This is a genomic window from Shewanella eurypsychrophilus (assembly GCF_007004545.3).
Classification (GTDB): domain Bacteria; phylum Pseudomonadota; class Gammaproteobacteria; order Enterobacterales; family Shewanellaceae; genus Shewanella; species Shewanella eurypsychrophilus.
In genome coordinates this window covers 2,639,239-2,663,701 of the sequence record NZ_CP045503.2, presented here as the reverse complement: position 1 = coordinate 2,663,701, position 24,463 = coordinate 2,639,239, and the positions used below count along the sequence as shown (strand labels likewise).

The 24,463-nt window shown below is 42.0% G+C and carries 18 protein-coding genes; 6 read left to right on the top strand and 12 right to left on the bottom strand.

Translation table 11 applies throughout. The features are described 5' to 3' along the window. Window positions 1–155 precede the first annotated feature (155 nt). The gene (locus FM038_RS11260) at window positions 156–2,849 is read left to right on the top strand and encodes a bifunctional acetate--CoA ligase family protein/GNAT family N-acetyltransferase (protein ID WP_142871188.1); all 2,694 of its coding nucleotides are present in this window, start codon (window positions 156–158) and stop codon (window positions 2,847–2,849) included. 126 nt (window positions 2,850–2,975) lie between these two features. Here the strand turns inward: FM038_RS11260 and FM038_RS11255 are convergent, their stop codons facing one another. The 8 genes from FM038_RS11255 to zwf all read right to left on the bottom strand — a co-directional run bounded on the left by FM038_RS11255 (window position 2,976) and on the right by zwf (window position 12,425). Further along, on the bottom strand, window positions 2,976–4,007 hold the full coding sequence (locus FM038_RS11255) for a GGDEF domain-containing protein (protein ID WP_142871189.1): 1,032 nt from the start codon (window positions 4,005–4,007) through the stop codon (window positions 2,976–2,978). Window positions 4,008–4,185: 178 nt separating this feature from the next. After that, window positions 4,186–5,817, bottom strand: a complete 1,632-nt coding sequence (locus FM038_RS11250) for a phosphoethanolamine transferase (RefSeq protein ID WP_142871190.1) — start codon at window positions 5,815–5,817, stop codon at window positions 4,186–4,188. A 217-nt stretch (window positions 5,818–6,034) separates the two neighbouring features. After that, window positions 6,035–6,454 (bottom strand): MarR family winged helix-turn-helix transcriptional regulator, encoded by a 420-nt coding sequence (locus tag FM038_RS11245; protein WP_142871191.1) that lies wholly within the window; start codon window positions 6,452–6,454, stop codon window positions 6,035–6,037. A 51-nt stretch (window positions 6,455–6,505) separates the two neighbouring features. Beyond that, on the bottom strand, window positions 6,506–7,477 hold the full coding sequence (gene dmeF / locus FM038_RS11240; RefSeq protein ID WP_142871192.1) for a CDF family Co(II)/Ni(II) efflux transporter DmeF: 972 nt from the start codon (window positions 7,475–7,477) through the stop codon (window positions 6,506–6,508). Between the two features lie 272 nt (window positions 7,478–7,749). Continuing rightward, entirely contained in the window at window positions 7,750–8,391 is a 642-nt protein-coding gene (locus tag FM038_RS11235; RefSeq protein ID WP_142871193.1) for a bifunctional 4-hydroxy-2-oxoglutarate aldolase/2-dehydro-3-deoxy-phosphogluconate aldolase, read from the bottom strand. A gap of 14 nt (window positions 8,392–8,405) precedes the next feature. Next, window positions 8,406–10,232: a phosphogluconate dehydratase gene (edd, locus tag FM038_RS11230; protein ID WP_142871194.1), complete on the bottom strand. Its 1,827-nt coding sequence runs from the start codon at window positions 10,230–10,232 to the stop codon at window positions 8,406–8,408. A 9-nt stretch (window positions 10,233–10,241) separates the two neighbouring features. Beyond that, entirely contained in the window at window positions 10,242–10,940 is a 699-nt protein-coding gene (gene pgl, locus FM038_RS11225) for a 6-phosphogluconolactonase (protein WP_142871195.1), read from the bottom strand. Window positions 10,941–10,952: 12 nt separating this feature from the next. Then, window positions 10,953–12,425: a glucose-6-phosphate dehydrogenase gene (zwf, locus tag FM038_RS11220; protein ID WP_142871196.1), complete on the bottom strand. Its 1,473-nt coding sequence runs from the start codon at window positions 12,423–12,425 to the stop codon at window positions 10,953–10,955. A 309-nt stretch (window positions 12,426–12,734) separates the two neighbouring features. Between zwf and FM038_RS11215 the strand changes: the two genes are divergently transcribed. Further along, window positions 12,735–13,589 (top strand): MurR/RpiR family transcriptional regulator, encoded by an 855-nt coding sequence (locus FM038_RS11215; RefSeq protein WP_142871197.1) that lies wholly within the window; start codon window positions 12,735–12,737, stop codon window positions 13,587–13,589. Window positions 13,590–13,774: 185 nt separating this feature from the next. Continuing rightward, complete coding sequence (pyk, locus tag FM038_RS11210; RefSeq protein ID WP_142871198.1) at window positions 13,775–15,214, top strand: pyruvate kinase; 1,440 nt, start codon at window positions 13,775–13,777, stop codon at window positions 15,212–15,214. A gap of 280 nt (window positions 15,215–15,494) precedes the next feature. On the opposite strand, the gene FM038_RS11205 is transcribed toward pyk, so the two are convergent. Continuing rightward, window positions 15,495–17,771: an acyl-CoA dehydrogenase gene (locus FM038_RS11205; RefSeq protein ID WP_195873256.1), complete on the bottom strand. Its 2,277-nt coding sequence runs from the start codon at window positions 17,769–17,771 to the stop codon at window positions 15,495–15,497. A 45-nt stretch (window positions 17,772–17,816) separates the two neighbouring features. Beyond that, the gene (gene psrA / locus FM038_RS11200; RefSeq protein WP_142871199.1) at window positions 17,817–18,455 is read right to left on the bottom strand and encodes a TetR family transcriptional repressor PsrA; all 639 of its coding nucleotides are present in this window, start codon (window positions 18,453–18,455) and stop codon (window positions 17,817–17,819) included. A gap of 196 nt (window positions 18,456–18,651) precedes the next feature. Between psrA and FM038_RS11195 the strand changes: the two genes are divergently transcribed. The 3 genes from FM038_RS11195 (at window position 18,652) to FM038_RS11185 (ending at window position 21,775) form a co-directional block, all read left to right on the top strand. Next, window positions 18,652–20,490, top strand: coding sequence for a M2 family metallopeptidase (locus tag FM038_RS11195; RefSeq protein WP_142871200.1), 1,839 nt, complete (start codon window positions 18,652–18,654; stop codon window positions 20,488–20,490). A gap of 240 nt (window positions 20,491–20,730) precedes the next feature. Next, complete coding sequence (locus FM038_RS11190; RefSeq protein WP_142871201.1) at window positions 20,731–21,300, top strand: YybH family protein; 570 nt, start codon at window positions 20,731–20,733, stop codon at window positions 21,298–21,300. Continuing rightward, window positions 21,290–21,775, top strand: coding sequence for a YchJ family protein (locus tag FM038_RS11185; RefSeq protein ID WP_142871202.1), 486 nt, complete (start codon window positions 21,290–21,292; stop codon window positions 21,773–21,775). Before FM038_RS11190 ends, FM038_RS11185 begins: the two co-directional genes overlap by 11 nt. Before the next feature lie 14 nt (window positions 21,776–21,789). Here the strand turns inward: FM038_RS11185 and FM038_RS11180 are convergent, their stop codons facing one another. Beyond that, window positions 21,790–23,958 (bottom strand): sensor domain-containing phosphodiesterase, encoded by a 2,169-nt coding sequence (locus tag FM038_RS11180; RefSeq protein ID WP_142871203.1) that lies wholly within the window; start codon window positions 23,956–23,958, stop codon window positions 21,790–21,792. A 193-nt stretch (window positions 23,959–24,151) separates the two neighbouring features. Further along, window positions 24,152–24,439, bottom strand: a complete 288-nt coding sequence (locus FM038_RS11175; RefSeq protein ID WP_142871204.1) for a DUF406 family protein — start codon at window positions 24,437–24,439, stop codon at window positions 24,152–24,154. Window positions 24,440–24,463 lie beyond the last annotated feature (24 nt).

Below are 24,463 nucleotides of genomic sequence, written 5' to 3'. Positions count from 1 at the left end.
AACCTTTTTTAAATGATAGCCAAATAGACCTGCTGACTTAAATATGTGATCATTAAATAATTTTATCGGTAACGCGTGCAGTATATTCAAGGTCAGTCGCTGTTTAATGGTCTGATACATTAGAATCTATCACGCAGAGTTAGAAGGAAGCACCAATGAGCCAGAGAACATTAAACACACTATTTAAACCTAAATCAGTGGCGATTATTGGGGCTTCTAACCGAGAAAAACGCGCGGGTAATGTAGTGATGAGAAATCTGCTAGCTGGCGGTTTTTCTGGTCCTATCATGCCTGTGACACCTAAGTATGAAGCCGTGCTTGGTGTACTCGCCTACCCCAACATCGAGGCGCTCCCTTTAATACCCGATCTTGCCATTATCTGCACGGCCGCTATAAAAGTCCCCGCTATCGTCGAAAAGTTAGCTCAATTTGGTTGTAAGGTGGCCATCATTAATGCTTCAGGCATGAGTCAGCAAACGACTGAAGATGGTATCGACTTATTGACACAGTCAAAGAGTAATGCCAAATGTTATGGTATGCGCTTACTGGGCCCAAATAGCTTAGGCATGATGCTACCGAATTTAGGGCTTAATGCCAGTTTGGCTCACACCAGTGCCCTACCAGGCAAGATTGCATTTGTTTCTCAATCCGCAGCAATTTGCACTACGGTGCTTGATTGGGCAAATAACAAAGGCATAGGATTCTCCTCTTTTATTTCCTTAGGTGATGCTACTGATATTGATTTTGATGAGTTACTTGATTATTTAGGCCGTGACTCGCGTACCAGTGCCATCATGCTCTACATCGACTCGATAAATGAAAAGCGTCACTTTCTATCGGCGGCCCGCGCTGCATCTAGAAACAAACCCATCTTAGTCATTAAGTCTGGGCGTAGTCTTGAAGGCACCACGGCTGCCAAATTGCACACTGGGGGCTTGATGGGTAATGATGCGGTTTATGAAGCCGCTTTTCGACGTGCTGGTATGTTGAGGGTCAATGACTTAATTGAGCTTTTTGCCGCTGTTGAAACATTGGCGCATTCTTCACCGCTACTCGGTGAGCGTCTGGCTATTGTTACCAATGGGGGCGGACCGGCTGTGCTTGCACTCGATCAGCTCATGTTAGGAGGCGGAAAATCTGCTGAGCTCGATGCCGATTCTTTACATGCCCTGAATCAATTTTTACCTTCCACTTGGTCCGGGCAAAACCCCATCGATATTGGTGGTGATGCTGATGCAGAGCGATATACCAAATCTGTTGAAATTATGATGAGCAGTGGCGTGGCTGATGCTATTTTGGTTCTCCACTCTCCATCTGCATTGGGTGATAGCGTCGAAATTGCCGACAGCCTGAGTGCGATGATAGCTCAGCACCCAAACAGAAATAGAGTCAATGTGCTGACTAACTGGAGTGGTGAAGATGCGGCATACCAAGCGAGAAAGCAGTTTAATAAAGCTGGGATCCCTACCTATCGCACTCCAGAAGGTGCTGTCGGGGCCTTTATGCATATGGTTGAATACCGAAGGAACCAAAAACTGCTACAAGAAGTCCCGCAATCTATACCTGACAACATACCCACAGATGCTGTCGCCGCACGAGAGGCCTTAGTAAAGGCAAAACAGCGAGGAAAACGCATTTTAGAAACCCATGAGTCACAAGCAATTCTAAGTGCTTATGGACTCAAAACCATAGATACCTATGTGGCTAATGATCCTCAAAGTGCCGCTAACATTGCCCAGCAGATCGGTTACCCTGTCGCCTTAAAAATTCAATCTCCAGATATACAGCATAAATCAGATGTTCATGGGGTCATGCTTAACTTAAATAGTGAAGAAGAGGTGAGTCAAGCCGCAGAAGCTATCACAGCAAGAGTCTTGTCTAGCCATCCAGATGCTCAGATTGAAGGTTTGCTGGTGCAAAAAATGGCACTAACCGCTGGCGCACAAGAGATCCGTGTCGCGGTGATTAATGACCCAGTGTTTGGTCCTGCAATCTTACTCGGCGAAGGAGGCTCTGAATGGGACCCTAGCGCCGATGCCGTCGTCGCTTTACCACCATTAAATATGACCTTGGCTAGATATATGGTGATCCAAGCTCTGAAGACCAAGAAGCTGAAAGATCGGCATCTACCACTTGGTCTAGATATGAATGCCCTGTGTGTGATGTTGACGCAAATATCTCATTTGATTATTGATTGTCCTGAGATTGCCAGTCTCGATCTTAATCCAGTATTGTGCGCAGGTGAAAACATCACTTTGCTCGATGTTAATATTCAACTACATGATGAACCGGTAGATAATGCCTCTCGACTCGCCATTTCACCTTATCCGAAAGAGCTTGAGCAATTAGCGACATTAAAAAATGGCCAGCGGGTCATGTTAAGGCCTATCTTGCCAGAAGATGAGCCGAAACATCTTGCCTTTGATAATTCATTATCTGATGAAGACAGATATAAGCGCTATTTTGGTGTTCGATCTAAGATGACCCATGAAGAGATGGCGGTACTGACTCAAATTGATTACGCCCGTGAAATGGCCTTTATTGCAACAGCAAAAGATAATGATGGCGATGATATAACCTTAGGTGCGATTAGGGCTTCAATCGACCCAGATAATACCGAAGCTGAATTTGCCATGGCAGTAAGAAGTGATCATCAAGGGCAAGGGCTAGGTAGACTGCTATTAGAAAAACTGATCGCTTACTATAAAGACAACGACACTGAATTATTGACCGGATTTACCATGTTCGAAAATCGAAGCATGGCGAATTTAGCCAAACGTCTTGGTTTTAGTGTGACATTCGATATGGAAGAACACTTGATTAAGATGGACATGCGATTAAAGGATTAAGCGAGTCATCATTCTAATATTAGTATCTGTTTAAGTATTCAGGCCAACAATATCCACATCAGTTGTTGGCCTTGTCTTAATCAGTTCCCTTTAAATGGTCCTTAACTATCAATGAGCCTTTGTTGCTCATTCACTGCAAATACAATTTCTACCCGAGGATTTTGCACGGTAGAGTGCTTCATCGGCTCTAACGAAATAACTTTCTCTATCGTCACTAATATTCAAGGTCGATACCCCGACCGAAACAGTGATTGAACCTAATGATAGTTTTTTACCCTTGCCTATTGTCAGATTTCGTTCTGAAATCGTCTTTCTAACTTGCTCTGCGACAATCATGGCTTGGCTATTATTGGTATTAGGCAGTAAGATCACAAATTCCTCACCACCGTATCGAGCCACAAAATCGCTGCCTTTAACCGTTTGCTTTAAGGCCATTGCGACGTAAGCTAGCACCTTATCACCCACCAAATGCCCATGGTTATCATTGAATTGTTTAAAATGATCGATATCTATTAATAACATGCTGCTAGGTGAGCCGTTTTGGATATGCTGATGCAGATGCTTAAGCACTTCATCTTCAAAACAACGTCTATTGTTTAATGATGTCAGTTGATCCGTCATGGCGACCAAATTAAGGTTTTCCATCTCTTTTTTTAAGGTGGAAACCTCATCGCGCATGCTATTGAGGCTGCCTTCCATCTCTTTATTGCTTTGAGTGACCTCCTCCATACTATCAACTAAGCTGTCAACCAATCGAGTTAATACATCAACATCCGGCTGCAGTTTTAATTCTGTATTAAACTCAGAGAGCGTTTCTGATAAATTAACCGTACCCTCGGTCATCTTACCGACTTTAGCCAGTAAATTATTAATGATGATTTGGGTTTCAATTTGCACATTTTCAATAACTTCAGGGGACTTTTCTTGAATATAGTTTTTATAAAGTCCATCGTTTATTTCTGCAGAAAAGCTGACGGCATTAGTGATCAGTCCATCAATAGCCCGTTTTAAATCAAGGTTAATCCCCAGATAATACTCATACCACACAGCATAATTCGTTGGCGTCACGGGAATATTGAGTTCAGACATTTTTGGCACTGCATGCCTTAAAATTTTTGCTGATAATTCGGTATCTGACAAATGCTTCGCTAAGTTCATATTTTCACCGCCCTGTGTATCTTTTAGTCACGTACTTTAGCCAATCCCACAATATCTGTAGCGAGTAAACTGATCTAATACCAATCGGTATAAGAAAGTTATCGGTTCACACTTAAGTTTTATTCTTATTTACCATAATAAAAAAAAAGCGGCTTGCCACCCCTTTTTTACATTTTATTTACTTTTTTACCCTGCAGGAACTAAAAACATCCAAGTTTTTAGTGTATACCTCTGATTTTACATTCATTATTCCTAGTAATGAATCAAACAAATTATCATGAGAAAAACCACCAACTTCGGCTTTAGCCGCTAAACATTGAACATTTAATCTGTTGTCTGCATAAAAATCATCAGAAAACCAAGTTAACATGGGGATCTGGGTCTGTTCCTCTGGTGCGATTGCATAGGGTGCACCATGAAGATAGATGCCCTTCTCTCCTAAAGACTCACCATGATCTGAGATATAGATCATTCCGGTATCAAAACGTGTACTTTGTAATTTCAACTTCTGTATCACCTGCGCAATAATATAATCGGTATAGAAAATGGTATTGTCATAGGAATTCATTAACGCTTCATCGGTACAGTTTTGAATGTCACTTTGCTGGCAATCGGGTGTGAATTTTCTATATTCATCTGGATACCTTAGATAATAGCTTGGGCCATGGGAGCCTAGGATATGTAGAACAATTAATATGTCTACGTTTGGTATCTCTACCAAGGTTTTATCTAATTCGTTAAGCAGTAACTGATCTAAACAATATTGGCCATCGCATAACTCAGGGTCACTGTCTAAATTAACCCTCTGGTGTGGCACTCTATCGCATACACCTTTACAGCCACTGTCATTATCTAGCCAAAGTAGATCTATGCTCGCATGCTGTAACACATCCAGCACACTGTCCTGCGCCTTAGCCTGTCGAGCATCGTAGTTTTCACGTTTCAGTTTAGAGAACATACAGGGAACAGAAACAGCCGTTGCCGTACCACAAGAGTGAGTATCTTTAAAAGCGGTGACCCCATGCACTTTAGTAAATGGATTTGTGTCTTTATCGTAGCCATAATATTCGTAGTTCATTGAACGTGCAGTCTCTCCTAGCACGAGCACAACAAGATTCGACTTGTTATTACTGTCTTCAGTGAGATTAACCGCATCCAAGCCTAGCTGCTGGTAAACAATGGCGCTTTGTAAATAGTTACGCTCTGCATATTTCACCATCGAACTAAGCACATAAGTGGGAATGATAAATCGTTTTAACTCATCATTATTACGACCGAATGACGCATAATTTTGATAGTAAATAAACCCTATAACAAAAATACCTAACGACATCAGCAGCATAAAACAAATTTTTCGTAGCAACTCATTCACTAAAGGCTGGAACTCAATATTAAGTTTGAATATGATAAAAGCGGGTATCAAGCCAGTAAGCACAAAGTTGACGACTGAAGAGAAGTTGATATAGGTGAAAGCTTCTGCCCAATTAGTCTCAATCGTGTTTTCAATCATTCCATAATCGAAGACCACACCGTAGTGCAGAGCAGCAAAAAAGACACTGGAAGAGAGTAATGTAACGCTAATGAAAAATGGCTTTAGCAGATACTTGATACTGAAAATAGAGAACAAAAAACTGAATACAAAGACAAGAAAAAGAGGCATTGTCGTAACAAACAATAGATCGACTTCTTCTTGCTTTTCAATGCCTAACTTAACGAGTGTAAAGAAGGGAATATTAAATACGACCACATAGAAAATAGAAATAAATAGAGTAAATTGATTTGCCGTTAGATTCTTTAACCGAAATACCACGCAGACTCTCTTACAAACTGATATTAGCAGGGCTGCAAATCAAAAAATGCAGTGACACTGCTTTAGCTTGTGCCGTATTGGCAGTCTTAGGCGCGTTGCAAACCACTTCGGGCATGCCAATAATTCATGCTGTACTTAAGGTATTAGTTGAAGAATTTGAATAAAACAAGCTGATCATCAAACTTGCCTTTATTGATCCAGATACTATGAAGCAGGCTTAAAATTCAGCATTAATACGCTGCATAAAGCTTAATAATTGCACCCTCTCTTCATCACTGAATTTTACCGTTAATTCACCTGTTAACTGTAAATGAAGCGCGTCATGTTCCTCGTAGAGTTGATGACCTGTCTTGGTGAGTGCAACTAAAATTGAACGACGATCAGTCTCATGGGGTTGGCGTGTAACAAGATCCGCCTTAACCATCTTATCTATTTGCACTGTGAGTGTTCCTGTCGTGACCCCTATTTTTTCGGCAAGCTCCTTCATTCGCATCGGGCCGTGTCCACCGAGTATCTCAACAGTATGAATTTGAGCGAGTGTGTGGCCATTATCTTTGACAACGTCTTGTTCCCAGGAAGATAGCTTTTCATAAAATTCAACCATTGCATGATTTAATTGATCTTCCGTCGTTTTCATCTGAACCTCTTACAATGCCCACTCTCTAGGTGATAGTGGGCAAATAAACTATCAATGACTATATTCTGCCTGAGTAAGGCGATTAACTTCAATGGTCAAATGACTAAGTCGACAAAAATGTTTTAATTTTTTTCGATAATAGGCCGTTTCTCTTGGGTTTCCAGCTAAAATCGAAATTTCAGCGGCGAAATGATCTGCACTGACTCTCCATACATGAATATCTGCTATATGGTGTTCATCATCTGATTCGATCTCAGAAATGATCTCCTGCTTATAATCACTTTCTATGCTCCCATCCAGCAAGATTGGCGCTGTTTGCTTGAGTAGTTGCCAAGCCCACTTTGTTATGATGATAGCGCCAACAATTCCCATGATAGGATCTAACCAATTAAGCCCATACAACTTACCCATCACTAGTGCAGCAATAGCAAGTATGGAGGTTAGCGCATCCGCCAACACATGGAAGTAGGCCGCTTTTAAATTATGATCGTGAGTATCACCCGAACTTTTATCATGAGAGTGAGAATGTTCATGTGAGTGTCCATGATCATGAGAGTGGCTATGATGATCTTTTAATAAAAAGACACTGATCACATTGACCGTTAAACCAATAATTGCCACTAAAATAGCTTCATTAAATTGAATAGCATGAGGATTAAATACCCTGATCAGAGATTCAATTAACATAATTAATGCAACTAAACCTAGGGCTATTGCACTGGTGAAGCCCCCTAAAACGCTTACCTTACCGGTACCAAAAGAAAACGCTGGATTATCAGCATGCTTTCTCGCATACCAATACGCGAATAAAGTGATCATAAACGCTGCAGCATGTGTCCCCATGTGCCAACCATCGGCAAGTAACGCCATCGATCCATAGATAGTGCCCGCGACTATTTCTACAATCATAGTCACTAATGTTAGATACAATACGTATCGAGTATTCCTTTCTCCTGCATTGCTTACTGAAGCAAAATTATGATTATGCTGCCATTTATTAATTATATGACTCTTATTATTCATCTCTTACCCTAACCTTGGTTAATTTTAAATCTGCGTTCAATTTAGTTTGATTACCAAACAACACGATTTTAATATAGTTTGAAGATCAAAGTATATTAAAATCGTTATATTGCTTATTTTGTGTGATCGACATCAGAATGCATTGAACGTTGAAGCTTGATGGGCGTAGGGAATCGATGAATATCGCCATAACAGGCACAAAAAAGGCTGCCTTTTGGCAGCCTTTTATAAATCAAATGCTAATACCCATTGGTATAGCTCAACAATTAATACTAGATACCACTAATTGCTTCTTTACATAACTCGGTAATTCGATTCCAATCACCCTGCTCCATCGCATCAGCTGGTGCAATCCAGCTACCACCAATACAATCAACATTTTTAAGCGCGAGATAATCACGGTAGCTACTTGGCGTGATCCCGCCTGTAGGACAAAAACGAATATCGGCTAAAGGACCCGAGAACGCTTTTAGTGCATTGACGCCACCAGATGCTTCAGCAGGGAAAAACTTAAAGTTAGTGTAACCCAGTGACATACCAGTCATGATTTCAGAGATACTGGCAACGCCAGGGATCAAGGGAATCGTACCAGCCATTGCTGCTTTAAGCAGACTCGGCGTCGCACCCGGTGTGATCACGAACTGAGCGCCAGCATCAACAGCCTGCTGAAGTTGCACTTCATTTAAAATAGTCCCCGCCCCCACTAAAGCCTCAGGCACTTCTTTGGCAATTTTGGTAATAGCTTCTAATGCACAAGGTGTACGCAGTGTCACTTCTAAAACACTGATCCCACCAGCAACAAGTGCTTTGGCTAAGGGTACGGCGTCTTCAATCTTATTGATCACCATTACAGGAACAATAGGGCTGCGTTCAAAGATATCTTGTGGTTGTAGTGACCAGTTATTCTCAGGCATTCGTTACGCTTCCTTTAATAAATTTCGTCAATGGCGCTAGTACAACGTGCACCAGTTTCAGGACTACTTAAATTTGATCTTAATGCGCCAAATAACTCGCGGCCCATTCCATAACTTGTATGACGAAGTTGTACTTTTTCAGCTACGCGTGCATCGATTTCTACTTGGCTCACTAACAAGGACAACTCACCCGTTAATGCATCGACACGGATCATGTCACCAGTTCGAACTTTAGCAATTAGGCCACCATCAAGGGCTTCAGGCGTAAGGTGAATCGCCGCAGGTACTTTACCCGATGCCCCACTCATACGGCCATCGGTCAATAAAGCAACCTTAAAGCCTCGATCTTGTAATGTACCTAAGATAGGCGTGAGCTTATGCAGCTCTGGCATACCAACAGCCTTAGGGCCTTGTCCTTTCACCACGACAACACAATCTTTGTCCAAGTCACCAGACTGAAAAATAGCATCGAGTTTATTTTGATCATCAATCACAACCGCTGGGGCTTCAACATATCGATGCTGCTCAGAAACGGCCGACACCTTGATCACTGCGCGCCCAAGGTTTCCTTTCAATAACTTTAAACCGCCATTAATTTGAAACGGCTCACCGACTGTCGTCAGCACTTCGGCATCTAAACTTATTGTTGGACCATCGACCCAAGTCAGTTGACCATCAATCAGTCTTGGCTCTTGGGTATAACGGCGTAGACCGAAACCGGCTACCGTGTTGACATCTTCATGAAGCATGCCCGCATCAAGCAGTTCCTTCATTAAGAACGCCATACCGCCAGCAGCATGAAAATGGTTAATATCAGCGTGACCATTCGGATAAACACGCGCCAATAATGGCACCGCATCAGATAACTCAGAAAAGTCATCCCAATTAATGATAATGCCAGCCGCACGGGCAGCTGCAACGATATGCATGGTTAGGTTGGTTGAACCACCCGTAGCCAATAATGCAACAATGCCATTAACGATTGATTTTTCATTGACCACTTCACCAATTGGGGTGTACTGAGTCCCCATTTCGGTGAGACGACACACTTGTTTAGCCGCTGTTTTATTCAGTGCTTCGCGTAATGGATCATCAGGGTTAACAAATGAAGAGCCTGGAAGTTGTAGCCCCATGACCTCAAGCATTAATTGGTTACTGTTCGCCGTACCATAGAAAGTACAGGTGCCAGCGCTGTGGTAAGAGGCTGATTCTGCTTCTAAAAGCTCCGTTCTATCGATTTTCCCTTGTGCGAACTTTTGACGAATTCGCGCTTTTTCTTTATTCGGGATCCCTGATTTCATCGGGCCCGCAGGGACAAATAGCATAGGTAGATGACCGAAGCTTAACGCTCCGATTAATAAACCTGGCACGATTTTGTCACAGATCCCCAGCAGCAAAGCACCATCGAACATGTTGTGGGATAAGCCTACCGCCGTCGCCATCGCGATAACTTCACGACTCAGTAAGCTTAGCTCCATGCCTGGCTGACCTTGAGTCACGCCATCACACATAGCGGGTACGCCAGTGGCAACTTGAGCGACACTGCCCACTTCAGCACAAGCGGCCTTCAGTAGATCAGGGTAAACTTCATAAGGTTGATGAGCAGAAAGCATGTCATTAAAAGATGTCACTATGCCTATATTAGCCTTAGTGAGTCCTTTAATGGCTTGCTTGTCATTAGGATTACATGCTGCAAAGCCATGTGCTAAATTACCGCAGCTTAACGCACTACGATGAACACCGTTAAGTTTGGCTTCGTTGAGCGCCGCCAGGTATTTAGCCCGTGACACTTTGCTGCGTTCGATAATTCTATCGGTAACAGATTGTACTACTGCGTGCATAATTACTCCTTAAGCGCTCCAGTAAACGTCAACAGGTGTCTTATGTTGCCCTAAGACCGCTCTGATCGGCATGCTGTTAGCATCTTCATTTTCAAGCGCTTGACGGTAAACAGTTAATTTCTGCTCACCCACAATGTGCAAATAAATTTGACGGCTGGCTAAAATAGCCGTTTTTGATAATGACAACCTTGAATTAGGTGCTGTACCTGGGGTGACAGCGACACAAAGCTTGTCAGTAGAAAGTGCTTCATCTATCTCTTTTGAGCAGGGGAACCAAGAGCAAGTATGTCCATCATTTCCCATGCCCAATACGACGACATCGAAAGGACGAGGAAAATTAGCTAACTGCTCTATTGCCATTGAACAGCCCTCTTCAGGTGAAGAGAACATATTTTTTAAGCCTCGGAACTTGGCGTTGACAGCTTTATTTTGCAATAAATGCGTTCTGACTAATCGCTCGTTTGAATCATCTGACTCTGCGTCTACCCAGCGCTCATCGGCTAAGGTGATGTAAACATCACTCCATTCAACATTTTTCTTACTCAAAATTTGAAATAGTTTTACTGGTGTTGAGCCACCAGAAACGATAAAGCTTGCCTTACCGCGGGTGTCGACAGCTTCTTGTAACTGTTTAGCGATACGGTCTGCTAACTGGTTTTCCAACGACGCTTTATCATCAAATGATTTGAATACACTTTCTTTAATCATGTGTTAATCCTCTTACTCGTCCCAAGAACGGCCATCTTTAGCGATCAAAGCCACAGAGGCTACTGGGCCCCAACTTCCTGCCGGATAAGGTTTAGGTTTTTCACCGCTCTCTTCCCAAGCCTGAATAATTCCGTCGACCCAGGTCCAAGCTTGCTCAACTTCATCACGGCGAACAAACAAGGCTTGATTACCCAACATAGCTTCGAGTAACAATCGCTCGTAAGCATCTGCGATACGCTCGTTTTTAAAGGTGTCAGAGAAGCTTAAATCTAGCTTGGTGGTTTGTAAGCGCTGTTTTTGTTCAAGACCCGGCACTTTGTTCATCATCTGAATTTCAACGCCTTCATGAGGCTGAAGTCGAATGGTTAACTTATTGGGTGGCAGGTTACGATAGCTTGAACGATAAAGGTTATGCGGTGGGTTTTTGAAGTAAACCACAATTTCAGAGCTCTTCGATGGCATACGTTTACCACTACGGAGATAAAAAGGTACGCCAGCCCAGCGCCAGTTATCAATATCGATACGCAGTGCAACGAAGGTTTCAGCATTAGACTGTGTATTAGCACCTTCTTCTTCGAGGTAGCCAGGGACTGATCGACCTTGGAGGAAGCCAGTAGAATATTGACCACGCACAGTATTTTCGTAAATATTGTCAGAATTAATTGGACGCAAAGATTTAAGCACTTTTACTTTTTCGTCACGGATACTGTCTGAGTCTAAGTTGACTGGAGGATCCATCGCAACTAACGTCAATACTTGCAATAAATGGTTCTGGATCATATCTCGCATCTGACCCGCTTTATCGAAATAACCCCAGCGACCTTCAATACCGACTTCTTCAGCTACGGTGATCTGTACATGATCTATGGTTCTGTTATCCCACTTAGATGCAAACAAGGAGTTTGCAAAACGAAGTGCAATTAGGTTTTGAACGGTTTCTTTACCTAGATAATGATCGATACGATAGATTTGGTTTTCATTGAAAAATTCGGACACATTATCGTTAATGACTTTTGAAGAGGCAAGATCATATCCGATGGGTTTCTCTAACACGACACGGGAGTCATGATGAATAAGGTTTTGCTCATTCAGACAGCGACATATATCACCGAAGATTGCTGGAGGCGTAGCAAAGTAGCTGACCATCACTCGTTTTTCGGGCTCTAAAATATCATGGAATTCTTGATAGCCTTCTGATTCAGTAAAGTTAGTCCCTATATAGTGACAACGCGCTAAGAAGCGGCTCACTGTCTTAGCACAAAGCTCCTCTTTAACAAATTCATGTAACGCTTTGTTGACTAACTCTTGGAACGCTTCTTGAGTAAAGTCATCTTTCGCGACACCAATTACTTTGGTTTCATCGTTAAGTAGTTCTGCTTTGTCTAATTGGTATAAAGAAGGGAGTAATTTACGACGAGCTAAATCCCCTTTGGTACCAAACAATACAAAATCACAAGCTTTGGCTTCTGGTGTTGTTATGCCCATAGCTTCTCCATCTCCTAAAGTCACTGTGTTCGATCGAATCGAGGTGAATCTCACGTGTTTGTTGTAATATAACAACAGAATTTGTTAATTGCATCTAAATTTTGTAAATAACAACAGTTAGCGAACTAGGCATACCCCCCTATAATCTGATATGCTTTTTGTGATTAAATTACTATATACAGTAGAAAGTTTTAATCACCTCTTACATATAATTCGTCATACGAGTCAAGTTTCTCATTTCTAGAAACTTTCTAAAATGACTGAAAATAAATAATAAAATTACATAATTTTTCGAGTGGACGTACGCATATGAATACCCTAGAAAAGGTTCAAAAAAGCCTGACCCATTTTAGTAAATCAGAGCGGAAAGTTGCAGAAGTTATTTTGGCTTCTCCGCAAACCGCAATCCACTCAAGTATCGCCACTTTAGCTAAAATGGCGGATGTGAGTGAGCCTACTGTAAACCGCTTCTGCCGTCGCCTTGATACCAAAGGTTTCCCCGACTTTAAACTCCACCTTGCTCAAAGTTTAGCTAACGGTACTCCCTATGTCAGCCGACATGTGGAAGAAGATGATAGCCCTGATGCTTACACGACAAAAATTTTCGAATCATCAATGGCTTCCCTCGATACTGCACGACAAAGTATTGATACATCGGCGATCAATAAAGCCGTTGATATTCTCACTCAAGCAAAAAAGATATCATTTTTTGGCTTAGGTGCTTCTGCATCAGTCGCCCACGATGCACAAAATAAGTTCTTCCGATTTAATGTACCTGTGATCTGTTTTGATGATGTTCTGATGCAACGCATGAGTTGTATTAACAGTGGTGAAGGCGATGTTTTTGTACTGATATCACACACTGGTCGAACTAAATCAATGATAGATGTCGCTAGACTTGCTCGACAAAATGGGGCCGCGGTTATCGGGATCACTGCGCGACATTCTCCGCTATCAACCGAATGTACTTTACCTGTCACCATGGAAGTCCCTGAAGATACCGACATGTACCTTCCTATGGCCTCTCGCCTAGCCCAGTTAGTCGTTATCGATGTGCTAGCCACTGGCTTTACGCTTCGCCGCGGACCACGCTTTAGAGAGAGTTTAAAGCGTGTTAAAGAGGTACTTAAAGAGTCAAGAATTGATAAAGATCAAATTTTGTAACTGACTTTCTTTATACTGACGGCAGTACTACTTTATACGTACTGCCTTTTATTTCGCACTTTTAAGCCTGGCTTCACAAATTTAATATATTGTTTTAGATCATTTTGTTTGTAATTTTCCTACATAAATCCAAAAGCTCTGTTAATATAGTGGTAGATTTCTTTTAACACTTAACGGAGTTTGTCATGTTCCGCAGAACCAAAATTGTAACTACTTTGGGTCCAGCTACCGACCGCGATGACAACTTACGCCGCATAATCAAAGCAGGCGCTAATGTTGTTCGTTTAAACTTCTCTCACGGCTCACCAGAAGACCACCTAAAACGCGCGAGTGATACGCGTAGAATTGCAAAAGAACTCGGCGTTCATGTTGCAATTCTTGGTGATCTTCAAGGTCCAAAGATCCGTGTTTCGACCTTCAAAGATAACAAGAAAGTTCAGTTAAACTTAGGTCAAAGCTTTCTACTAGATGCTGATCTAGGCAAAGGTGAAGGCGACGAGAATCAAGTTGGCATCGACTATAAAGAATTACCGAACGATGTTTGTATCGGCGATATTTTGATGTTAGATGATGGCCGTGTTCAACTGAAAGTCGAAAAGATTGAAGGTAACAAGGTACATACTAGTGTCACTGTTGCAGGTCCTTTATCTAATAATAAAGGCATCAACAAGCAAGGTGGTGGTCTTTCTGCTGCTGCACTGACTGAAAAAGATAAGCGCGATATTGTTACCGCTGCTGAAATTCAAGTCGATTACCTAGCCGTTTCTTTCCCGCGTACAGGTGCAGACTTAGATTATGCACGTGAACTCGCGGTTAAAGCCGGTAGCAATGCGTTAATCGTCTCTAAAGTTGAACGTGCCGAAGCTGTTGCAACCGACGAAGCGATGGATGATGTGATTAGAGCATCTGATGTCGTTATGGTCGCTCGTGGTGACTTAGGTGTTGAAATTGGCGACCCAGCGCTAGTTGCTGTTCAGAAAAAATTGATCAGCCGAGCTCGTCAGCTTAACAAGAGTGTTATCACAGCGACTCAGATGATGGAGTCAATGATAACCAGCCCTATGCCAACTCGTGCTGAAGTCATGGATGTGGCTAACGCTGTTCTTGATGGTACCGATGCTGTCATGCTTTCTGCTGAAACTGCTGCTGGTGACTTCCCTGAAGAAACAGTTAAAGCCATGTCTGAAGTATGTCTTGGTGCCGAGTTACACCCAAGTGTACAAGTGTCTAAGCATAGACTGGATGAAAGTTTCGATTCTGTTGAAGAAACGATTGCACTTTCAACTATGTATGCTGCAAACCACCTTAAAGGCATCAAAGCTATTGTGGCACTAACTGAGTCGGGTGCGACCCCTCAGCTAATGTCTCGGATCAGCTCTTCTTTACCTATTTTTGCATTGTCTCGTCATGAGACAACACTTGCAAAAATGGCAGTATACCGTGGCGTACAAGCTGTTCATTTTGATTCGACCGGTGTCAATGCAGAAGATGTTGCTCGTAAAGCATTAGAATCTCTGACTGCAGCAGGTTACCTTAAAAGTGGTGACATGGTGCTAATGACTAAGGGTGATTCAATGGAAACTATTGGTGGCACGAATACTTGTAAAGTATTAATCGTCGCATAGTTCTATTTTCATCTTTAAAAGGACACGCTTTAGCGTGTCCTTTTTTTTGGAAAAAATATAGTGTTATCAATTTTGTGGAGGCGAAGGACACTGAAGCAGCAAATAAAGGGGGCAAAAGATGGCTAACATAATTTACTATTGTCGTCACTGATGTACCGGAGTAGGGGTACTCCTGATATCACCTAGGCATTCATCCTCGCAAGCACAAGAAAAAGGACGCCTAAGCGCCCTTTCAACTATGATAGCTATAATTTAAAGATAACTAAAATTTAAACCTTAATTAAAGCTCACTAAAGTCATCAACATTAATTGCTGCTAACCTGAGTTTGTCGGCTTTTAGCAGGAGCTCTAGCTCACTGGCATCTATAACTTTTGCATCAAGCGCGAGTGCAAACAATCTTGAGTTAGGTATTTTTCTCGGTAATGTACCATTGCGCTGGGCTGATTTAATTTTCTTATGCAGATTTCTACAGTTATATTGAGCCACAAATGCATTTTCTACCTCTGCGATACCGCCTTTATCCCCAGCAAAATCAGGACATAAGAAAGTGATACGGTCTCGAGCAGGGCCCGGCTTCGACATACCTTTGACAAGATCAATACTCATCTTATCTGTAGGCCCGTTGAAGTGATTTCCCAAAGGAAAAATTACCGCTCTCATTATCCAAGCAACGGGTCGATTGGGGAAGTTACGCAATGCACCCTCTAAGGCTTTTGCCGCATTTTGTAAACGGGTTGCCATCACATGACGTACAGCTGGTAAATCATCATGCTGACGACCGTTATCTTCGAACATCTTTAAGGTCGACGAACCAAGATAGAGCTCACTGAGTACATCGCCCATTCTCGCTGACAACATCTCTTTACGTTTTAAATCACCGCCCATGATCAACATTGACAGATCCGTCATAAAGGCAAGTGCTGAAGACATCCGCGACATGTCTTTATAATATTGCTGTGTTTCACCACTGACAGGCGCTTGATTAAATCGACTTCCTGTTAACGCACTAAAGACTGAGCTGAAGGCATTGCGTGTCGCGTAGCCGATATGTCCTAGCAATAAAGCGTCAAACCTCTCTAGAGCTGCACATTTATCTTCCATCGCTGCCGTTTCCATTTCCGCCAACACATAGGGATGACAACGAGTGGCCCCTTGACCAAATATCATTAAACTGCGGGTTAATATATTTGCACCTTCAACGGTAATTGAAATGGGGTTAGCCATGTACGGATGGCCTAGATAATTTTTTGGTCCAAGCTGGATCCCCTTGCCCGATTGAATATCCATAGCATCATTGAGCACATCTCGGCTCATTTCCGTCATATGATACTTAGCAATGGCAGTGACCACAGAAGGCTTTACCTTTAGATCGATGCCCGTTGTGGTCAAGCGTCTGGCAGCTTCTAATTGATAGGTGTTGGCAATAATACGTGCAAGCGCTTCTTGAACCCCTTCAAAATTACCGATGGACAAGCCAAACTGATGTCTGACATAGCTATAAGCTGTGGTTGTTTTAGTCGTGGTATGTCCTGAGGCTGTCGCCAGTGCAGGCAATGAGATCCCACGTCCAGCAGATAAGCACTCAACCAGCATTCGCCACCCACGTCCGGCATACTGTGGACCACCAATAATCCAATCGAGGGGAATAAACACATCTTCACCTTGAGTGGTACCATTCATAAAGGCCATGTTCAACGGGTTATGCCTTTGGCCTATTTTAACCCCACTAAGATCGGTTGGAATGAGTGCACAGGTGATCCCCAAAGCTTCTTTTCCACCTAACAGTCCTTCAGGATCACGCATTTGAAATGCAAGACCCAGTACTGTTGCAACAGGTGCGAGTGTTATATACCGCTTATCCCAATTGAGTTTCAGGCCGAGAACTTCTTCACCTTCAAACTCTTGCCTACAGACAATGCCTTCGTCAGGAATGGCCCCTGCATCGGATCCGGCTTCTGGGCCAGTTAATGCAAAACAAGGGACCGCTTCACCCGTGGCTAATTTGGGTAGCCAATGCTCCCTTTGCTCTTGAGTACCATAATGAGTCAGTAATTCTCCAGGCCCTAAAGAGTTCGGTACCATCACCGTCACAGCTGCACTGACACTTCGGCTAGCGAGTTTACTCACGATGGTTGAGTTTGCATAAGCAGAGAACGCCTTGCCGCCATACTGTTTAGGAATGATAAGCGCAAAAAAGCCTTCATCTTTAAAATATTGCCAAAGTTCGGGTGGAAGATCCTTTCGATTGTGCACTATGTCATAGTCGTCAATCATTGTGAGTGCCGTCATCACTTGATTATCAAGAAAGTCTTGCTCTTCAGCGGTCAGTTTCGGCTTGCCATAGCTGTGCAATGTTTCCCAATTCGGCTTGCCTCTAAATAACTCACCTTCCCACCAGACATCTCCAGCCTCCATCGCTTCCTTTTCAGTATCGGATAGCGGAGGGAGCACTTTCTTAAAAAACGAGAAAACCGGACGCGTAATAAACTGCATCCGGATATTTTTGACACCAAATAACACTATAATAATTAACAGTGCGAGGATAAAAAGAGTCATGGCATTACCTTATATTCAATATAACCTGGGCTTGCTCAGCAGGAATTACGCAGTTACCGGAACAGCGACACCTGCGGATAAATAGGGGATGACTTTGCGTATAACCGCTTCGATATCATTATGCTCATCAAAATCTGCAGCTGCAATCTCTGTTAGCGCATCTGCCGAAGCCATAGTGAAGACCACGGTACCTAAGGTAAAGTGTAAGCGCCAAAACATCTCTGCAGGAGGAATATGTGGTGCACTGTCGGCTACGGCTTTAACAAATTGTTTTAAATGTTCGCCATAGTGAGTCGTAATAAACCAGCGAAGATGACCCTGACTTTCTATATATCCTCGACCTAACAGCTGTAAAAAGGTACGAGTGCCTTCGGATCTGAGTAGATTTAAGTCTAGCAATGGCTTTACTAACGTCGAAAAAATTTCATTAAGTGAAGCGTTTTGTTCGGCTCCCTGTAACTTAGCGATTTCTGACGATGCTGCGGGCATGAACACATCTAGATAGCGAGCAAGTACTGCTCGGATCAGTTCTTTTTTTGAACCAAAGTGGTAATTGACTGAAGCTAAGTTAACTTCCGCCTTACTGGTAATTAGACGTAATGAGGTTTCAGAAAAGCCTCTTTCTGCAAATAGTTTTTCTGCAGCATCCAGTATTCTTGTTTTTGTATCGGATCGATTTGCCATTCCGTGACCTTTAACTCTATTTTAAACACACGTTTAAATTAAACACTGGTTCACATTTTGTCAAACAAAATTATCCCTCTATGGTAGAGCATGTCTAGATTTTAGCTCCAAAGCCGTTGTTTTGTTTTGTTCCACTTTTAAAAAATGAATTTTTAGATAGAATACTCAACACAATAACAACAAGGGAACTGACAAGATGAAACTTTTTCAACCAAAGCTTAAACGGCTTTCACTGCTTATTGCCATTTCAATCGGTGTTTCAGGCTGTAATTCTGCACAAGACAACAGCCAAACTTCGACGCAGTCTAAAACAGAAGAAGCACAGCAGTTTATTGAACAAGCCGAACAGAGTTTAAGTGATCTCTCCATTGAGATAAATCGTTCAGAATGGATTTATAGTAACTTTATCACTGCAGATACTGCTGCGCTTTCAGCCTCTGTCGGCGAGAAGCAAACCGCGACGTCAGTCAAACTCGCTACCCAAGCTGCAAAATATACCGATCTGCCACTAGATGACGCCAGTTTAAGAAAGCTAAACATATTGCGTAGCTCATTGGTGTTGCCCGCACCACTGGATCCTGTAAAAAATGCAGAACTTGCCAGTATTAGCTCTGAATTAAACGGTCTATATGGCAAGGGAAAATATTGTTTTGAAGATGGCCGCTGTTTAACTCAACCAGAACTCTCTGCAATTATGGGTGAATCGAGCGATCCAGCTTTATTACTCGAAGTATGGAAAGGCTGGCGAGATATTGCCACACCTATGCGTCCTTTATTTGAACGCGAGGTAGAACTCGCTAATGAAGGCGCTATAGATCTTGGCTATGCCAACTTATCAGAATTATGGCGTAGTCAGTATGATATGAAGCCCGATGAATTTTCTACAGAATTAGATAGGCTTTGGGGTCAAGTCAAACCCCTTTATGACTCACTACACTGTTATGTTCGCGGTGAGCTAAATGAAGAGTATGGTGAAGACGTCGTTTCAGCAAACGGACCCATTCCAGCTCATCTGTTAGGGAATATGTGGGCTCAAAGTTGGGGCAATATCTATGATAAAGTTGCTCCGCAAGATGCAGATCCTGGTTATGACGTTACCGAGTTACTTGCAAAGCATAACTATGATGAAATTAAAATGGTTAAGCAGGCTGAAAGTTTCTTTAGCTCACTGGGTTTTGATGAGTTACCTGACACTTTTTGGGAGCGTTCTCTGTTTGTGCAACCTAAAGATCGTGATGTCGTTTGTCACGCATCTGCCTGGGATCTAGATAACTTAGATGATATTCGTATCAAGATGTGTATTCAGAAGACTGCAGAAGATTTTAGTGTGATCCATCACGAATTAGGTCACAACTATTATCAAAGAGCCTATAAAGGCCAACCATTTATTTTTAAAAATAGTGCTAATGATGGTTTCCATGAAGCGATAGGCGACACCATCGCCCTCTCCATCACTCCTAGCTATTTGAAACAAATTGGTCTGCTAGATGAAGTCCCTGATGCTTCTAAAGATATCGGCCTATTGTTAAAGCAAGCACTCGATAAAGTTGCCTTTATGCCGTTTGGCTTGATGATTGACCAGTGGCGCTGGAAGGTATTTAGTGGTGAGATAACACCTGAGCAATACAACCAAGCCTGGTGGGATCTCAGAGAAAAGTATCAAGGTGTTAAAGCCCCTATTGAAAGAAGCGAAGACTATTTCGATCCAGGCGCTAAGTATCATGTACCGGGAAATGTGCCTTATACTCGCTATTTCTTGGCGCACATTTTACAATTCCAGTTCCATCAATCCTTGTGCGATATTGCAGGAGATAAAGGTCCGGTTCATAGATGCAGTATCTATGGTAATAAAGACGCTGGAAGTAAGCTTAATACTATGCTTGAGATGGGTCAAAGTCGTCCATGGCCAGAGGCGCTGAAGGTAGTCACAGGCAGTCCAGAAATGGACGCTAGTGCAGTTTTAGATTACTTTGCACCATTGCAAGTTTGGTTAAATGAGCAAAATACTCAGGCTAACCGTCAGTGTGGATGGTAAATACCTATAATTAGCGAATCAACAAAGCGCTATGTTAAATAGCGCTTTGTTGTCGACTACTACTCGCAGGCTCACTAACGAACTTACGGTTTTTGACTTTCATTTCGTTGCTTAAGGATAAAAGATCATTAACGGTCACTGCAGGATCTTAGTAAGACACACTTTGTTAAGAACTAAAACTTTAGATAATCAACGTCATCTATTATAGTGACTTTAGTATTGGTGGACTTGAAATATTTAATGTCATTTATAAAAGCTATTCTAATCATTTTCGTCACCTTGCTGACTGCATTGCAGCCAGCAATTGCACAAAATGAAGAAAATATTGCAATTAATCAATTGTATACACAGTTTTCTCAAGCATTTAATGAGCTAGATGCCGATATAGTCAAAACGATCTACGCAGAGGATGCATGCTATATTCCTGAAAACCAAAGTAAAGAAATTACTATGGGCCGTGAAAACATCATCGCGCTATACAAGAAGTTTTTCGGAAAAATTAAGCATAAGGAAGCCCGTATTGAGGTTGACTTTAGAGTGATTGAACGCCAAATGTCCATTGATAACGCCACTGATATAGGTTACTACCTTATCCGGTTCCATCCAGCTGCAGAAGCAGAAGAGCCGATTAGTGAGTTTGCTGGAAAATTTGTCAATGTCTCAAAAAAGAAAGCTGACGGAAAATGGTATTTGACCGTAGATACCAATAATCGCTCAGAAACGCCTTTTTACTACAATGCAAAGCCCTCGCCAAACCTGTATTATGGCCGTCAATTTTCTCCATTACCCACAGAGAGTCATGACGACTAATACCAATATTCCCTGCCCATGTGGTGCAAAAGAGGCTGAAACACCTGTTTTATATCCTATGTGTTGCGGTCTACTTCACCTAAAAAACAAGCAAGCCAGCACACCAGAGCAACTGATGCGTAGCCGTTACAGTGCATTTGTCATGCAAGAGTATGACTATTTAATTGCAACTCATCATCCTGGATTTTTAAATGGCCTCACTGTCATTGACTTGTCTGGGCCTCCACACAATCATTGGTTATCTTTGAATGTCATCTCTTCATCAACCTCGGGCAAAAATGGTCAAGTCGAATTTCAAGCTTGGTATAAAGATGATAATGGATTAGATGCAATTCATGAACGATCTGACTTTGAGTTTTTCAATAACACTTGGCTATACACACAAGGTCAACAGTTTAGTCCCCTGTACCCAAAACGAAATGATAAATGTGTGTGTGGTAGCGCTAAAAAATTCAAACAATGTTGTTTAAAGTAGTGTTTCAAACCGACTTAGTGCAATAGTTCGGGGCTGGCATTACGTATAAATTGATAGAAGTCAGCCTCTCTGAGGGCTGGGCTATAAAGAAAGCCCTGAGCTTGGTGACAAAGGTGATCCGATAGAAATTTTTCCTGTTCTTTGGTTTCAACCCCTTCTGCTGTGAGCGAGATATTTAAGGCTGTTGCCATTGCGATTATCGCACTCACAATTTCACGGCTTTCACGGCTCACTGTAAGATCAGAAATAAATGAACGGTCAATTTTTAGCTTACTGATTGGAAATTGCTTTAAATATCGCATAGAACTATAACCAGTCCCAAAATCATCAATGGCCAAGCCGACACCGAGCTCAGATAGCTCGGTACACAAGCGAGTGGCATACTTGATATCTTCCATCAGCTCAGTTTCTGTGATCTCGAGGATCAAGCTACCCGGTTTAAGGCGATAACGAGACATCAAATTCCATACTTGATCAAAAAGATTACCGCTGAAGAATTGACGAGCAGAAACATTAACATGCATGGAAATATCGATATGGTGATGCTGCCATAAGTTTAATTGTTTGCATGCAGCTTCTAACACCCAAGTGCCAATTGCATTTATCATCCCAGTTTGCTCGGCTATATCAATAAATGCCCCAGGATATAGGATGCCTTTTTTAGGATGATGCCAGCGAATGAGTGCTTCAGCACCAATATAGGACTTCTTCTTCAGATCTTTTAATGGTTGGTAATAGAGCTCAAATTCACGGCCTCTCAATGCGGTTTGTAAGTCTCTTTCAATTTGCGTATCTTCTTTGAAAGCATTGAGCAGAGCGTTGTTAAACACTTGAATCGTATCACCCTGTTTTTTCTTGGCATACTGTATCGCTATATCCGCACAGGCTAAAGGAACAAATTGCTCCTCAACTGATGCAATATCAACAATGGCAAGTGCTGGTTTTGGCTGAATGTGCTCCCTGCCGATAATGATTGTTTGGGTCAATTGGGTATAAAGTCTGCTAATGAGATAATCAATTTCCACTCGATCATTCAAGTGTATGATCACAGCAAATTCATCACTTCCCACTCGCGCAAGTTGCTTAGTTTTATTTACATCGGCAAAATGTTTCAATCGCCTCGCAACTTCAACCAATAGTTCATCACCACTCTCATGGCCGTAGGTATCATTGAAACGTTTAAAGCCGCATAAGTCGATTAAAATCAACTGGCCAGATTGAGTCTTGTCTAATTCTTTATTGAAATAGCCACGATTATATAGTCCAGTTAAACTGCAACGCCAAGCTAAGCGCTCTAAATTTACCTGATACTGCTTTTCATCAGAAATATCATCAGCTTTAACCAAAGCATAATGATTGCCTCTATCTGTGATAAATTGCTTAACTGAATATCTTAACCAGTAAGTTTTACCATCAAGCCGCGTTATCTTACTTTCGCCTTTTACCTGTACACCGCCAGCTATCTTAGCTAAAACGGCATCGGCTTCTTCAGGATTTTGCTTAATAAAATCAAGCCTTTTATAAGACTGGCCAATGACCTCATGCTTTGGTGTTCCTGAAATAAACTCATGAGCTTGATTGATATACTCAACTTGATCAGTTTTAAGGTTAATCAAGATACTGACCTGATCTGATTGTTCATCAGCACTCAACAAGAGCATCAGCCGTTCATCTTTTTCGTCGGCATTACGTGTCGCTAAAGTCAGTGCAAGTTGATCGGCAACATGGGTTGCTACATGTATTTCACTCTCGGACCAAGGCCAAACACAGTCCCGCTCTAAATACAGCACCCCTTCTAAATGACCGTTTATCCTGATTGCAATATCAAGCGTTGATTTAACGCCTTTAGGATTAAAGTAAACAGAAGTCAGTTCACTCACTCTTGCATCTTTTTCAACACAAGTGACATCAATAAGACGTTTGTTTCTTAGTTCAGTTATATAATTAGGACAGTCGGAAGGAATAGGACGGCGCAATTTTAGGGAGGTTAATAAGCCAGCATCAGCCACCAGAGACATATCACGATCTTCACATGAGATAATACAAACACCAACATAGTTAACCTCTAAATGTTGACAGAGAAGCTCTGTCGCCAGTTCCGAGGTATTCTTAAAATTGCCATCTTGTTTATCTTTAGAGTTAACGATTGTCTCTAATAAGTACTGATACTTACTTTTATTCACGACGGTCCCTGAAATAGGAAGCATAAAATGCTTGCTCAATGCTTCTTAACACCTTCAACGCTGTGCTAATTGTTAGAAACATCTATTGAAATTGTTATTATATTTAAAACCTTTAGCCTACACATTTTGTTCTGTTTCGGCAATATGCGTCACAACTCGCATTATTTCTAATTTGAGTGTTCAATTTGAGTGTTCAAATGGTATTTTCAAGTTGAAAAATCATTTTTTCAGCACTAAAAGCAAACTCAATGGTTAAATCAATGCCTGATCCTGTACGCTGAACATGACACTTTACGTCTTCAAACCTAGCACACGCTAAATCAGACAGTTTCTTTGATTTTTCATCTGCTTGCTCACCAAAAAGGTTGATAACTAATAACCTGTCGTGCTCATCAATCACAGCGCCAATGTCAGCATAACTACCACAATCGTTACATGAATCGTTGACTAAATTAGATTGCGCATCTTGAATGTTTTTCATACTGTTTAAATCTCAAAAAATACC

Coding starts and splice junctions, on each gene's coding strand:
- FM038_RS11175 (WP_142871204.1), bottom strand. CDS start 24,439: ATGAAAAACATTCAAGATGCGCAATCTAATTTAGTCAACGATTCATGT.
- zwf (WP_142871196.1), bottom strand. CDS start 12,425: ATGGGCATAACAACACCAGAAGCCAAAGCTTGTGATTTTGTATTGTTT.
- FM038_RS11255 (WP_142871189.1), bottom strand. CDS start 4,007: ATGAACTTAGCGAAGCATTTGTCAGATACCGAATTATCAGCAAAAATT.
- FM038_RS11195 (WP_142871200.1), top strand. CDS start 18,652: ATGAAACTTTTTCAACCAAAGCTTAAACGGCTTTCACTGCTTATTGCC.
- FM038_RS11245 (WP_142871191.1), bottom strand. CDS start 6,454: ATGAAAACGACGGAAGATCAATTAAATCATGCAATGGTTGAATTTTAT.
- FM038_RS11185 (WP_142871202.1), top strand. CDS start 21,290: ATGACGACTAATACCAATATTCCCTGCCCATGTGGTGCAAAAGAGGCT.
- FM038_RS11260 (WP_142871188.1), top strand. CDS start 156: ATGAGCCAGAGAACATTAAACACACTATTTAAACCTAAATCAGTGGCG.
- edd (WP_142871194.1), bottom strand. CDS start 10,232: ATGCACGCAGTAGTACAATCTGTTACCGATAGAATTATCGAACGCAGC.
- pgl (WP_142871195.1), bottom strand. CDS start 10,940: ATGATTAAAGAAAGTGTATTCAAATCATTTGATGATAAAGCGTCGTTG.
- FM038_RS11215 (WP_142871197.1), top strand. CDS start 12,735: ATGAATACCCTAGAAAAGGTTCAAAAAAGCCTGACCCATTTTAGTAAA.
- dmeF (WP_142871192.1), bottom strand. CDS start 7,477: ATGAATAATAAGAGTCATATAATTAATAAATGGCAGCATAATCATAAT.
- FM038_RS11190 (WP_142871201.1), top strand. CDS start 20,731: ATGTCATTTATAAAAGCTATTCTAATCATTTTCGTCACCTTGCTGACT.
- psrA (WP_142871199.1), bottom strand. CDS start 18,455: ATGGCAAATCGATCCGATACAAAAACAAGAATACTGGATGCTGCAGAA.
- pyk (WP_142871198.1), top strand. CDS start 13,775: ATGTTCCGCAGAACCAAAATTGTAACTACTTTGGGTCCAGCTACCGAC.
- FM038_RS11235 (WP_142871193.1), bottom strand. CDS start 8,391: ATGCCTGAGAATAACTGGTCACTACAACCACAAGATATCTTTGAACGC.
- FM038_RS11205 (WP_195873256.1), bottom strand. CDS start 17,771: ATGACTCTTTTTATCCTCGCACTGTTAATTATTATAGTGTTATTTGGT.